Annotated in this window: 19 protein-coding genes; all 19 read right to left on the bottom strand. The window is 71.5% G+C overall.

Features of this window, described 5'->3' with window-relative positions:
• Positions 1–177: 177 nt before the first annotated feature.
• The 19 genes from IF30_RS0139120 to IF30_RS0139030 all read right to left on the bottom strand — a co-directional run bounded on the left by IF30_RS0139120 (position 178) and on the right by IF30_RS0139030 (position 10,882).
• Positions 178–369 carry a DUF4314 domain-containing protein gene (locus IF30_RS0139120; protein ID WP_030247643.1) on the bottom strand — a complete coding sequence of 64 codons (192 nt, stop codon included), beginning with the start codon at positions 367–369 and terminating at the stop codon, positions 178–180.
• Positions 370–682: 313 nt separating this feature from the next.
• Positions 683–880 carry a hypothetical protein gene (locus tag IF30_RS42720; RefSeq protein WP_037902822.1) on the bottom strand — a complete coding sequence of 66 codons (198 nt, stop codon included), beginning with the start codon at positions 878–880 and terminating at the stop codon, positions 683–685.
• A 234-nt stretch (positions 881–1,114) separates the two neighbouring features.
• Positions 1,115–1,492, bottom strand: a complete 378-nt coding sequence (locus tag IF30_RS0139110; RefSeq protein WP_030247641.1) for a hypothetical protein — start codon at positions 1,490–1,492, stop codon at positions 1,115–1,117.
• Positions 1,493–1,673: 181 nt separating this feature from the next.
• Positions 1,674–2,315 (bottom strand): hypothetical protein, encoded by a 642-nt coding sequence (locus tag IF30_RS44360; RefSeq protein ID WP_051712208.1) that lies wholly within the window; start codon positions 2,313–2,315, stop codon positions 1,674–1,676.
• Between the two features lie 70 nt (positions 2,316–2,385).
• Entirely contained in the window at positions 2,386–3,417 is a 1,032-nt protein-coding gene (locus IF30_RS0139100; protein ID WP_030247638.1) for a DUF3560 domain-containing protein, read from the bottom strand.
• A 136-nt stretch (positions 3,418–3,553) separates the two neighbouring features.
• Positions 3,554–3,841: a hypothetical protein gene (locus IF30_RS48405; RefSeq protein WP_030247636.1), complete on the bottom strand. Its 288-nt coding sequence runs from the start codon at positions 3,839–3,841 to the stop codon at positions 3,554–3,556.
• A 121-nt stretch (positions 3,842–3,962) separates the two neighbouring features.
• Complete coding sequence (locus tag IF30_RS0139090) at positions 3,963–4,322, bottom strand: hypothetical protein (RefSeq protein ID WP_030247634.1); 360 nt, start codon at positions 4,320–4,322, stop codon at positions 3,963–3,965.
• 69 nt (positions 4,323–4,391) lie between these two features.
• Positions 4,392–4,757 (bottom strand): hypothetical protein, encoded by a 366-nt coding sequence (locus IF30_RS0139085; protein ID WP_030247633.1) that lies wholly within the window; start codon positions 4,755–4,757, stop codon positions 4,392–4,394.
• Positions 4,758–4,831: 74 nt separating this feature from the next.
• Complete coding sequence (locus tag IF30_RS0139080; protein ID WP_030247632.1) at positions 4,832–5,215, bottom strand: hypothetical protein; 384 nt, start codon at positions 5,213–5,215, stop codon at positions 4,832–4,834.
• 107 nt (positions 5,216–5,322) lie between these two features.
• Positions 5,323–6,357 (bottom strand): DUF932 domain-containing protein, encoded by a 1,035-nt coding sequence (locus IF30_RS0139075; protein WP_030247631.1) that lies wholly within the window; start codon positions 6,355–6,357, stop codon positions 5,323–5,325.
• Between the two features lie 238 nt (positions 6,358–6,595).
• Positions 6,596–6,856: a hypothetical protein gene (locus IF30_RS0139070; RefSeq protein WP_030247630.1), complete on the bottom strand. Its 261-nt coding sequence runs from the start codon at positions 6,854–6,856 to the stop codon at positions 6,596–6,598.
• A gap of 31 nt (positions 6,857–6,887) precedes the next feature.
• Positions 6,888–7,502, bottom strand: a complete 615-nt coding sequence (locus tag IF30_RS0139065) for a hypothetical protein (protein WP_030247629.1) — start codon at positions 7,500–7,502, stop codon at positions 6,888–6,890.
• Positions 7,503–7,607: 105 nt separating this feature from the next.
• Positions 7,608–7,994 (bottom strand): hypothetical protein, encoded by a 387-nt coding sequence (locus IF30_RS0139060; RefSeq protein ID WP_030247628.1) that lies wholly within the window; start codon positions 7,992–7,994, stop codon positions 7,608–7,610.
• 68 nt (positions 7,995–8,062) lie between these two features.
• Positions 8,063–8,449, bottom strand: a complete 387-nt coding sequence (locus IF30_RS0139055) for a hypothetical protein (RefSeq protein WP_030247627.1) — start codon at positions 8,447–8,449, stop codon at positions 8,063–8,065.
• Positions 8,450–8,524: 75 nt separating this feature from the next.
• A complete protein-coding gene (locus tag IF30_RS0139050; protein ID WP_051712207.1) occupies positions 8,525–8,869 on the bottom strand; it encodes an HU family DNA-binding protein in 345 nt (114 codons plus the stop codon).
• 88 nt (positions 8,870–8,957) lie between these two features.
• Positions 8,958–9,239, bottom strand: coding sequence for a hypothetical protein (locus IF30_RS0139045; RefSeq protein ID WP_158835918.1), 282 nt, complete (start codon positions 9,237–9,239; stop codon positions 8,958–8,960).
• Between the two features lie 139 nt (positions 9,240–9,378).
• On the bottom strand, positions 9,379–9,660 hold the full coding sequence (locus IF30_RS0139040; protein WP_030247623.1) for a hypothetical protein: 282 nt from the start codon (positions 9,658–9,660) through the stop codon (positions 9,379–9,381).
• Positions 9,661–9,718: 58 nt separating this feature from the next.
• Complete coding sequence (locus tag IF30_RS0139035) at positions 9,719–10,018, bottom strand: hypothetical protein (protein ID WP_030247621.1); 300 nt, start codon at positions 10,016–10,018, stop codon at positions 9,719–9,721.
• 162 nt (positions 10,019–10,180) lie between these two features.
• Complete coding sequence (locus tag IF30_RS0139030) at positions 10,181–10,882, bottom strand: hypothetical protein (RefSeq protein WP_030247620.1); 702 nt, start codon at positions 10,880–10,882, stop codon at positions 10,181–10,183.
• Between the last annotated feature and the right edge of the window lie 222 nt (positions 10,883–11,104).

Below are 11,104 nucleotides of genomic sequence, written 5' to 3'. Positions count from 1 at the left end.
GGGGCTTGGAGTACGTCACTGCTTGTCTCCCTTGTCGGTGGGCTGCTCTTGTGCGGCCCGACATGGACAAAGTTAGTGCCTAGGCACTAACGTGTCAAGGAAGAAACTTGCCGAAGTTGGGGCGCAGCGCCGGGGGGCCCGGTCCGCGCTGCGGATCCGGACTCCCGTCGAAGGCTGCTAGATGACCTCGACCCGGTCGCCAGCGTCCGGGAGGACGGACAGCTTCGATCCGCTGTCCCAGTCGACGGCGAGCCCGCTGACGTCGTGCCAGCCGGTCACACTGCCCTCGGCGCCCGGCCGTAGGTCGGTGTGGAGGTCGGTCATGCGGATGAGTCGGACGCGGGTGCCGGGATGAAGGTGGGCGTACATCGTGCCTCCTGGGCGGTGTGCTGCTCTTGTGCGGCCCGATGGGTGCCCCCGGCCGGCGGGCCCGGGGGCGGTTGGGTTAGCGCCCGCCGCATCCGGCGTGGCCACAGCCTCCGCAGAAGCCGCCCCGGTTGCATGCGCAGGGGCACGAGTTGGTCGGGCGGTAGGGGGTGCTGGCGTTGGCGTTCGTCATGTCTCGGCTCCTTCGGGGCCTTCGGTGGGCTGCTCTTGCGCGGCCCGACATGGACAAAGTTAGTGCCTAGGTACTAAAACGTCAAGCCAGATTCTGGCTGACAGCGGCGACGGGCTGTGTCCGTCAGCGGTCCGCCGATCGCTCGGCTTCCGCGCGGGCGTCCTCGGCGGTGTAGCCAGAGGGGCAGTCCGGGAAGTCGTAGGCGCCAGCAGGGGCGCCGCAGTCCTCGCACGGCTCATCGAAGTCCCGGGCGGGGACGAAGGGCTGGCGGGCTTGCCGGGGCTGGCGCGCGTCGGTGCCGCGCGCAGAGGATCCGGACACGGTGCTCCCTTGGTTCGTCGGGTGTCTGCTGGGCGGTCAGTTCGGCCGGGCGGGCCGGGATGCGCGTCGGAGGTGAGTGACGAACGCGGCCGGCTTCTCGTGGCGGGGTGTTTCCCGGGGAAACGGCGGGGGTGCCGCCCCCGGAGAGGGGTGCCGGGGGCGGCGGCTTGTGTTGCTGCGCGCTGCTCCGTGTTCTGCCCGGCCTGACGGTTCGGGCAGAACACGGAGCGGCCGTCAGTTCCAGTCGGCGCAGCGCTGGATCTCCTCGGCTACGCCTCGCAGCCAGCCGGTGATCTGGGAAGCGGTGTACGTGTTGACAGGCTGCCCGGCGGCGAGCGACGACCGGTAGACCTTGTACAGGAACCGCTCTGCGTGGCCCAGGTAGATCATGGCCGTGTTGACGAAGATTTCCCGGTCGCGCCCCCAGTCGGGCAGGGTCGCGCCGACCTCGACGGCGCGGTCCCAGGCGATGAGGGAGGTGACCCGCAGGGAGCCGTCGGTGTCCAGCGGGCGGCCGGGGCGGCCGAGGTAGTACGCGATGCGGTCGAGCAGGTCGAGCAGGTCGGCGCAGACCTGGAGGGCCTGGTCGTCGCTGGCGGAGGTGATCGTCACGTGTGCTCCCTTGCGGGTTCGGGGGCTGCTCTGGTGCGGCCCGACACGATGGAAGCTAGCTCCTAGGCACTAAAGCGTCAAGGAATAAACTTGCCGAGATTGGCCGCCCGTCTGCGCCCCGCCCAGGGCCGTGACGGGCCCGGAGCCCGAAAGCCGAATGCCGGGCCCGCCAGGGGGCTGCCTAAGACGCTTCCGGGCCGTCCCCGCCGAACAGCCGACCCAGCGCGTCCAAGAACGGCGCCGCCTCCACCTCCTGGGTGGAGCGGCGCAGTAGACGCACCTTCAGCGGCTGCACGTCCTTCAACGCCAGGCCGAGGATCTCGCCAGGGCGGTCCTTGTCGTCAGCCACCGCGTACTGGCTCATGTCGACCAGCCAGGTGTTGTACTCATGGACCGGCGCCCCGTCGTGCTGGCTCTCCTTCGGGCCGTGAGTCTGCGACCAGTCATCCACAAGCCGGTCCATGACCAGCGGACTGGCCCGGTAGTGCGACTTCTCGCCGGACAGGATCGGGCAGGCCTTCGCCGCATAGCCCGCGCACTCCGGGTGGAGCGCGGGTTCGGCGGTCCACCCTTCGGCCACATCGACGGGCCGGACGATGTACACCGCGCGGCGCTCCAGGCCGCGGCCGCAGACCTGGCACAGGCGGTGGAGCACCACATGGTCACGCCGCTCTCGACTGACGCCTCCGAAGACGGCCCGGCGCGCGGGCATGAGCGCGCCGGCGAACATGGGCTCGTCCTGAGTCGTGATCCACGGGACGGCAAGCCCGGCGACGCGGCCCAGGTGCAGGCAGCGGAGAGGTATCGGGGGCCGGTTGGACATGGCTGTGCTCCAGTTCGTTGGGTTGGGAGCGGCGGTCCGGCGGGTTCGGGTCGCCGGGTCGCCGCGGGGGTCATTGGGCGCTGGTCGCGCCGGACCGGTCGGCGGCGAGCTTGGCGGCCATCGCGGCGGCGCTCATCCGGCCGGACAGGTCGTCGTACGGCAGGCGCCCCTTGCCGCTGGTCTCGGTGGGCTCGACCACCTCGTCCTCGGGGCGCAGGTCGTAGCGCCTGGGCACGGTGATGGTCTTCGCGTTGGCGTGCAGCACCTTGAACCAGCGCTTGCCGTGGAGGGCGTAGTCGCCGGAGGTGAAGTCGGCGGCGGACCAGACCTTGGTGCCGCCGGCCTCGGCTCGTGCGATCACGTCGCGCCAGAACGTGAGCTCTTCCACGGTGTCCGCGATGAGGCGCGCGGTCTTCTCGCGGCCCTCGGCGGCCTGGGCCGCCAGCTCGGCGTCGTCCGGCGTGGGCTGCTGCGCCTGCACGGCCTGGCGGCGCTCGTACAGGCGCAGCAGAGCCTCCAGGCGCGCGATACGGCGCAGCGTCCGTCCGGGGTTGCGGCGGTGCTGCTCGTAGTGCGCGGCGGCGTCTGCACGCCGGTCCCAGTGAGCCTCCTTGGCGTCCTCCTGGATGGACTTGCCGTGCAGCTGGTGGGCGCGGTCGATGTCCTTGAGGTGCTTGGTCGCGCTGCGGTGCCAGAGCTTGACCGGCTCGTCTCCCAGCGACCGGCGCAACGCGACGGACCGCTGCCAGGCGTCCTCCGCGCGGACGGCGGCGCCCTCGGCGTAGCGGGTGAACCGTTCGGCGCGGCCTTGTGCCGCCTCAACCCGGGCGGCCTCGGCCTCGGCGAACGTGGGCCGCTCGTTGCTCACCTCGACGGTGACCTCGTGGCCGGCCTCGATGAGGGCGGCGGCGACGTGGTCGATGAGTTCCTGGTTCGCCGGTCCGCTGCGGGACCTGGGCAGGTACCAGAGCGTCTGGTCGCGGGTGAGACGGAACCTCGGCTTGCTGGTGCCGCTCCTGGTGATCAGGTCGGCGGTGCCGTCGCCTCTGGTGGTGCCTTTGATGGTCGTCCCCTCGGCGGGGGTGTGGCGGATGGTGATCACGGCTTGTCCTCGAACGGGTGGGCGGGAGGGCTGGGTGTTTCCCGGGGAAACACCCAGCGGGTCGGCCGGGCTGACCGGGGGTGGGCAGGGCTGCGCCCCGCCGCGCGGTCGCGGCGGGGCGCAGATGCTCAGGGGGTTAGCGCAGGTGCGCGGTCTGGGCCAGGGCGTCCTGGCAGTACCGAAGGTTGGTCGGGTTGGCCGCGTAGTTGCCGAGCACGGTGGCGGCCCGACGGCCCTGCGCTGCCTGGCGCCGTGCGTCCTCCAGCCACCAGGTGTGGCGCGAGATGACATCCGGGTCCGTCTCGCCCTCGAGGAGCCCGGCCAGCTTGGCGGCGTGCGCCTCGTACTTGGCGGCGTCCTCGGCGCACTCGGCGGCCAGCTGCGCGGCCAGCTTCGGGGTGAGGCGGAACTTGGGCTTGGACATCGGTGGGGCTCCTTCGTGTTCGGTGGGCTGCTCTTGTGCGACCCGACATGGACAAAGTTAGCGTCTAGGCACTAATTCGTCAAGCAAAAAAATTGCCGCCACATGAGGTGTGCGGCAGTCGCTACGCGTTCCCCCGGCCGGGGAACAGCTTCGCGTGGATGTCCGGGTCGACGGCCGCGCAGCCCAGCAGCGGGCTCCTGACGGCGGCCAGCGCCAGGTCCAGCTCCTTGGCCGCGGCAGCCCGGTTCGCCGCCGGGGCGGTGTGCAGGGTGGCGACGGCGCGGGCCAGGCGCAGCGCCGCGCCCGGCTCCATCAGGCCGTCCGTGTTGTCGCTCACCCGGGCACCCAGCACGACCTGGCCCGACAGCCGCACCACGACAAGGCCCCATCGGAACCGCAAGTCGACCGGGCAGCCGTCGGCGGCCTTCCCTTGAACCTCGGTCGGGCACATGGTGTTGGTGATCTTGAAGTCGTCGGACATGACGGGGTGTCTCCTTGGTTGGGTGAGAGGTGGGTGGGTGGCCCCGCCCCGGTGCGGGGCGGGGAAGCGTCAGGACGTGCCGCCGCGCAGCCAGGCGTCCATGTCCTGGGCCATGCGCTGGTCGGTCTCCGCGTCGCGTTCCAGCGGGCGGCGGACGGTGGCCAGCGCGTTCGCCAGCTCCTCCCGTGCGGCCGGGCGGTCCTCGGGCGTCGCGGCCTGGAAGCCGGCGGCGGCGCGGGCCAGGCGCAGGGCGGCATGCGGGTCCATCGCGCCGTCCAGGTCGTCGCTGATCTGCTCACTTACGACGACCGCGTCATCCACGTCGACGGTGACGCGGCCCCAGCGGAAGCGGAGGTAGACGGCCTGGCCGTCCGCGGTGGTGCCCGTGACCTGGGTCGGGGCGAGGAACGTCGTAACGCGGAGGCTGTCGGGCATGGCGGGCTCTCCTTCGAAGGATCGGGGTGCGGGCGGGGCGGGCTGCCCGGCTGCGGTCGGCCATCGGCCTCGGGTCAGCAGGGCGCGTGGTTGGGGCGCAGCCACGACGGGGTCCAGGTGTCGGCCTCCCAGCGGTCGCGGAGGTCCGCTTCGTGGTCGGCCACGTCGTGGGCGAGGGCGATGCGCATGGCCAGTGCCTCGGCGGCCTGGGCCGGGGTGTGCTGGCCGCAGTCGGTCAGGACCCGGCTGTTGGTCGCCGGGAGCCACCACAGCCGCCACGCGCGCTGGCGGCAGGTGGAGATGGTGCAGTACAGGTAGCCGGTGCCGTTGGTCGCGGCGACCGCCGGATCCCAGCGGCTGGGGCTCACGGCCAGGTGGTCGGGGCCGGGGAGCAGCGCGGCCGTCGCGCGGACGGCCTCTTGCTGCTCCCAGTCGAGGGTGTCAGTGCCGGTGATCACGGGCGCGTCCTCGTCTCAGGGTGGGCACTGCCCCGGCCCGTTCGGGCCGGGGCAGTGCAGTGGCGGTGGGTGGCCCCCGGCGGGTTCGGGTCGCCGGGGGCCGGTTCTCACTTGGCGGTGGTCAGCAGCTCCCACGCCTTGTTCTTGCGGCGGATCGTCCCGGCGTTGGTCAGGGTCCGCTTGGCGCGGGCGATCGCGGCGTCCTCGTCGGCCGCGTTGACCGTCCGGATGTGGTCGAAGTACTCCGTAAACGCGTTGTACGCGCCCCACCGGGTGCCGTGGATGCCCTCGTTGGTCTCGGCCTCCAGGAACAGGCCCCGGAGGGTGTCGATGGTCGCGGCCCGGTGCTCGGCGGCCTTCTGGCCGTCGCTCTTCTGCTCGCGGAGGACCTTCTCGGCCATGTTCTCGAACCGCTTGACCGTCAGCTCCTGCTCGTACAGCCGCTGGGCCTCCTTCTCGAATGCCTCGCAGTACTCGAAGGCCAGGTCCAGCTTCTGTCGGGCGTCTGCCATCGCGTCCTTCATGTTCGTGGTGTGGCGGATCGTCAGCTTGCTCTCGAAGTCGCCCATCGCCGCGTTCAGCGTGTTCTGGCACACGACGCGAACCGGGGTGGTGAGGACGTGCAGGCCGCCCGTCCCGGCGTGGTTGTTGACCCCGACCAGGTAGAGGTCGACCGGGTCCTTGCCGCCGATCCGCATGGTGTTGGGCAGCTTTACCGAGATGAACACGTCCCGGCCGTCGTTGATGGACCCTGCGGTCTCCACGATGCCCTTCGTCTCGTCCACGATGTAGCCGAGCAGCGCGGCGACCTCCTCGTTCTGGGCGGGGGTCCAGGTGTTGCCGACGATCCCGAGGTGTTCGATCTCCCCGGTCTTGGGGTGGGTCCGGACGGCGGAGAACTTGCCGGGCACCGGGATCTCCTCGTGGACGGTGGTCTCACCGTCCTTGGTGACGATCTGGACGGGGACACGGGCGAACAGCGGCGCCTTGCGGACGTCCCACTGGTCGAGGGAGGCGAGCTCCAGCGCGGCGGTGAGGTCCATCGCCTCGGGGACGACCGTTCCGAGCTTGTGCCAGGCGTGCTCGCGGGCGGAGACGAAGGCGGCGGTACCGTCGGCGAACTGCTCGATGTTGTGCGACATGATGTCTTGCCTTTCGTTAACGTTGTCTCGCTGACATGGACAACGTTAGTGGATGTGACTCTCCGTGGTCAACCCTGGACCGAGCGACTTTTCCGGGCCACGGCGCCACGGGTCCTGGGCTGCGCCTGCCACTTCGCCAGGGCGCCGGGGCCGCGCTGGCACGACAGCGCCCCGCCGCCGGCCGGTGGTACGGGCCGACGGCGGGGCGCAGCGGGGAAGGAGGGAAAGGGGGGAGGGGTCAGGGGGCGGCCGACTCGCTGGCGATCGCCTGGAGGCGTGCCGTGCCGTCCTGGGTGTTGGCGGCCAGCCACATGGCGGCGGCCTGCTCCGGGCAGTCGAGCGCCCGCCGGGCGTAGTCGCCGGGGTAGCACCTCGCCAGCGACAGGAGCAGGTCACGGGTTCGGTCGTCCGGTTCGGTCCCGCCTGGCTGGTCGTAGTGCCAGAGCACGTGGCGGGCCGTCTCCGGGGAGATGGTGACGGCGGGGTCCGGTTCGTACATGGGTGCCTCTTCCTCGGGTGGTGACGGAGCCTCAGCCCGTGGCGGCGGGTGCCCCGGCGGCCAGGTGGGCGCGGCCGCGAACGGTCGGGGCGACGCTGCCGTTCACCGCCTTGGCGAGTTGCTCCCACCGGCGGGGCACGCCCGGCGCGGCGGGCCGGATGACCCACAGCTCCCAGATGCCCGCAGGCTCCCGCGCGGCGAGCACCGTGATCGCCAGCAGCGCGGCCGCGATGGAGCCGGGTGCCTCGCGCGGCACGGGGCTGTCGTGCGCGGTGATCCAGTACGGCCGCCCGTAGGCCGGCCGCTCGTCGACCGTGGCCTCGGTGTCACAGGCCTCGCACAGAACGCCCAGGGGGCCCGGCTGCGCCGTGTCCCACTCGATCCGCTGGCCGACCTGGCACTCCAGGCACGGCACGGACAGCAGCCGCTTACGGCGTACCGCCAGGACGTGGGTCGCGGCCGGAAGGAACAGCTGCCGCTGGATGGAGTCCTCGGTGCCGTCCGGGTAGAGGACGGTGGCGCGAAGGTTCACCATGCCGCCTTCGGCGGGCAGGCTCCTGATGGTCTCGTAGGTGATCGCGGGCGCGCCGACCAGGTGGAAGCGGTCGCCCTCCACGGTCATGTCGGACAGGAGACGCGGGTACATGGTGGCCCTCTCGGTGGTTGGGCCGCGCGGCGTCGCGCGGCAGGGTGTTTCCCGGGGAAACAGGGGCCGGGCGGGTTCGGGTCGCCCGGCCCCCTGTACGGCCTGTCAGCTGTAGTGGGACAGGTATGAGTCGGCGGCCTCCAGGTGCCAGCGGGCCCACTCGGCGTAGGTCGCGCCCTGCTCCGGCGCGTGGTCGATGCGACCGGCCAGCGCGGCAAGCTGGTCGACGGCCAGGTCCAGCGGCCCGTCGGCGAACAGCAGCGCGGCGCATTCCGTGATGGCGCCACCGGAGCGGTAGTCCAGCGCGGCCTTGGCAGCCGTCGCCGCTTCCCACAGGGCCGTGGCGTAGGCGTGGGTGTCGCGGTAGGTCACGCGGGCCCGGATGTGGCGCTCCGCTTCGATGTTGAAGCGGCGCAGCACGCGCTCCAGGGGGAGCGCCGCGTTGGCCAGCAAGGTGTCGAGGGTGGGGCGGGCGGGTGTGTCGTCGGTCATCAGGGACCTTCCGTCGGGTGGGGGCTGGGCCCCGGCGGGTTCGGGTCGCCGGGGCCCAGCGCAGGCGGTCAGCTCATGTACAGGTGGCCGATCACGTCGGCCAGGTGGTCCAGCACCCCCTGGATGACGGCCAGCGCGCCGGGGCGAGCGGCGCCCTCGATCGCGTAGTGGTGGACGAGGGCGAGCCTGGTGGCAGCGGCCTGGAGCGGCTCGTGGGCCTTGGCGATCCGGACGTAGTCCTCGCCGTCCAGCTGCCGCTCCAGCGCCATGAAGGCGTGCTGGGTCGTGTTCCACAGGTCGAGGCTGATGGCCTCCATCGGGTAGTCGGGCGACGCGGCGTAGGCGACTCCGACCCACATGTTCACGCCGAGGCCGGCGAGGATCTTGTTGGTGAGGTACTGCGCGGTGCCGAGGGCCTGGACGAAGGCGGCGGTGTCGGTCGTGGTCTGAGGCATTGGATCCTCCGTGGATCGGTGGGCTGCTCTTGTGCGGCCCGACATGGACAAAGTTAGCGCCTAGGCACTAATGTGTCAAGAAACTTTTTTGCCACGAGGTACCGTGTAGACCCGCCGGAGCGTGACGCTCCCGGTCGACGTCGGCCCGTCGCTCACCAGTCGGCGGAACGTCAGCCCCGGGGCGAAGTGCACCTGGCGGCGGGCGGGGACAGCCACGCGCTCCCCGGTCTGCGGGTTGCGGGCCGACCGGGCCGCGTGCTCGCGCCGCGTGAAGGTGCCCAGTCCGTACAGGGTCACGGTGTCGCCCGTGACGACCGCACGGACGATCGCGTCCAGTACGGCCGTGACTGCCTCGTTCCCGACGGCCAGGGGCACTCCCATCCGCCTGGCGACCTCTTCACTCAGCTGCCGCTTGTTCACAGCGGGTTCCTCTCTCGTGGGGTGTTTCTCGGGGAAACGGCCCCGGCTGCGCCCAGCGTCAGGCAGGGGCGCAGCCGGGGCCGGGGGACTACGGCTGGGCGCCGTCGCTGATGAGCCGCAGGACGATCTCCTCCGTCTCCTCGACCGTCAGCTGGCGCCGCCCATGCAGAGTGAGCATTACGGCCACGCCGGCCATCAGTTCGGAGACGGTGGCCACGCGCTCGTGGGAGCCCAGGGAATCGACCACTCCGCACTCTCCACAGTGCGGGTCGCCGCCATGGTCGTCCTGGCCGTCATGGTCGTCCTGGCCGTCGGGGGTGTCCTTCATGAGGTGGACGAACACCGATCGCAGCGGCCGGTCATACCCCATGACGAGCGTGTAGCCGTCGTCCAGAGGGCGGGTGTAGCGGGACATGGGGCCCTTTCGGGTCGGCGCCACGTACGGGGCGCAGCGCGGGGAAGGACGCTGCCCGGGCCGGTTCGGGTGGCCCGGGCAGCACGGCGGGGGCTTACGTGTACAGGCCCTCGGCCTGAGCGTGGACGCGGTGTCGTTCCGCGGTGGTGGTACGCGCGCCCCAGCGGCTCGCGCAGCCGTCACAGACCGGCTTCTTGACGGACCGGGCCTGCTCCTCCGGGGTGGGGGTGACCGGCGTACACCAGCCGTCCTCGTGCACGTGTCCGACCAGCCGGTTGGTCTGCGGGTCGACCCGCACGGCCAGCACGCAGTCCGGGCACGGCGTGATGATCGTGGCCGCGCAGTGCCAGCAGCGGGCGTGCATCTGGATTTCCATCAGGTCCTCCTGTCGGCTGGGGAGCGCCCCCGCCCGACCGGGCGGGGGCGCGGTCGCGCTACAGGAGGCCGAGGGTCAGCAGGACGGTGGCGAACATCGCCTCGGGGAAGGCGGCCTCCCCGGCCAGCTCGCTGGTCAGGGTCCGCAGGGCGGCGGAGAAGGCCTCCATCGCCTGGGCATTGCCGATGACGATCGGGCCAAGGTCGATGGTCTCCTCGATGAGGTTGGCGAAGTCGCGCAGGAAGACCGCGCCGTTGCGCAGCGCCAGCCGCTCGGAGGGAGAAGCCTTGCCGGTGCGGCGATCATCGGCGACCCGGGCCATGAAGCGGGCGGTCTCGGCGGCGAGGTTGATGTTCATCAGGTTCTCCCTGTTCGGTGGGCCGCTCTTGTGCGGCCCGACATGGACAAAGTTAGCGCCTAGGCACTAAGTCGTCAAGGAAGAAACTTGCCGAACGAGGGTGGGCCACAACGCGTAGAGGCCGCCGACCCGTTGGGGTCGGCGGCCTCTACGGCGCGGGAATCAGGCGGCGGACAGCCCGAGGGCGGCGAGCAGCACGGAGGGCTCCACGGCACGGCCCTCACGAGCGGCCTCACGCGCGACCCGTTCGACGGCGGCCAGCGGGCCGCCGTCGTCGGCCAGTGCGAGGAGCACCCGCTGCGCCTGGGTGCCCGTCAGGCGGTGCGCGGCGACGTCGACCAGCTCACTGCCACGCGACGCCGTCACGCCCACCTGGACGTCGGCGGCGTTGCCCCCGCCGCCCCGTGCGGCGGTCATGCGCAGCCGTGCGCTGCCCCGGACGGCGGGGTTGCCCATGCGCACCGCGCCGGGCACCGACGCGAGCGCGGCGGCGGTGCGATCCACGGCAGCCACACCGGAGCGCCACTCGCGCACCGCGCGGTCCAGCGTGTTGAGCGTGGTCCGGTACACGGGCAGCAGCCGCCCCTCCACGTCGGCGGCGATGCTCTGCGGTCGGTCCCCCAGGCTCGCGCGCGCCTCTCCCCAGCTGCGCCCGGCCAGCGCTTCGCCCACGGGGAAGCCCTCCGGCACAGAGGCCGGCGGCACCCCTGTGATCTCGACATGGTCGGCGACGGGGTTGGCCAGGCGCAGCACGCGCCCGTCCGCGTTCGTGAGGAGGACCGTGCCGCGGTCCGGGGATGCGGCCCAGTCCCCGGTCAGGTGGGTCGCGAGGGCGGCGGCGAGGTCGGGCAGAGTGCGGGGCATGGCAGGGGTCTCCTTCGGGGTCCGGGCGGGTGCGGGGTGCGCCCGACGGGGGTCTGTTGCTGAGCGTCAGGGTAGCGCCGAGCGCAGTGTGTGCCCACCCCCGCCCGTATGTCTAACTTTTTTCTTGACACGTTAGTGCCTAGGCACTAACTTTGTCCATGTCGGGCCGCACAAGAGCAGCCCACCGACAAGGGAGACAAGCAGTGACGTACTCCAAGCCCC

It is taken from the genome of Streptomyces sp. NRRL S-350 (assembly GCF_000719705.1).
Lineage (GTDB): Bacteria > Actinomycetota > Actinomycetes > Streptomycetales > Streptomycetaceae > Kitasatospora.
This window is presented reverse-complemented; position numbering and strand designations above follow the sequence as displayed.

Bases quoted from the DNA above. Each gene is read 5' to 3' on its own strand.
- IF30_RS0139045 (WP_158835918.1), bottom strand. From the start codon at position 9,239: ATGGGGTATGACCGGCCGCTGCGATCGGTGTTCGTCCACCTCATGAAG.
- IF30_RS0139120 (WP_030247643.1), bottom strand. From the start codon at position 369: ATGTACGCCCACCTTCATCCCGGCACCCGCGTCCGACTCATCCGCATG.
- IF30_RS0139075 (WP_030247631.1), bottom strand. From the start codon at position 6,357: ATGTCGCACAACATCGAGCAGTTCGCCGACGGTACCGCCGCCTTCGTC.
- IF30_RS0139060 (WP_030247628.1), bottom strand. From the start codon at position 7,994: ATGACCGACGACACACCCGCCCGCCCCACCCTCGACACCTTGCTGGCC.
- IF30_RS0139065 (WP_030247629.1), bottom strand. From the start codon at position 7,502: ATGTACCCGCGTCTCCTGTCCGACATGACCGTGGAGGGCGACCGCTTC.
- IF30_RS0139030 (WP_030247620.1), bottom strand. From the start codon at position 10,882: ATGCCCCGCACTCTGCCCGACCTCGCCGCCGCCCTCGCGACCCACCTG.
- IF30_RS0139035 (WP_030247621.1), bottom strand. From the start codon at position 10,018: ATGAACATCAACCTCGCCGCCGAGACCGCCCGCTTCATGGCCCGGGTC.
- IF30_RS0139055 (WP_030247627.1), bottom strand. From the start codon at position 8,449: ATGCCTCAGACCACGACCGACACCGCCGCCTTCGTCCAGGCCCTCGGC.
- IF30_RS0139090 (WP_030247634.1), bottom strand. From the start codon at position 4,322: ATGTCCGACGACTTCAAGATCACCAACACCATGTGCCCGACCGAGGTT.
- IF30_RS0139070 (WP_030247630.1), bottom strand. From the start codon at position 6,856: ATGTACGAACCGGACCCCGCCGTCACCATCTCCCCGGAGACGGCCCGC.
- IF30_RS48405 (WP_030247636.1), bottom strand. From the start codon at position 3,841: ATGTCCAAGCCCAAGTTCCGCCTCACCCCGAAGCTGGCCGCGCAGCTG.
- IF30_RS44360 (WP_051712208.1), bottom strand. From the start codon at position 2,315: ATGTCCAACCGGCCCCCGATACCTCTCCGCTGCCTGCACCTGGGCCGC.
- IF30_RS0139040 (WP_030247623.1), bottom strand. From the start codon at position 9,660: ATGGAAATCCAGATGCACGCCCGCTGCTGGCACTGCGCGGCCACGATC.
- IF30_RS0139085 (WP_030247633.1), bottom strand. From the start codon at position 4,757: ATGCCCGACAGCCTCCGCGTTACGACGTTCCTCGCCCCGACCCAGGTC.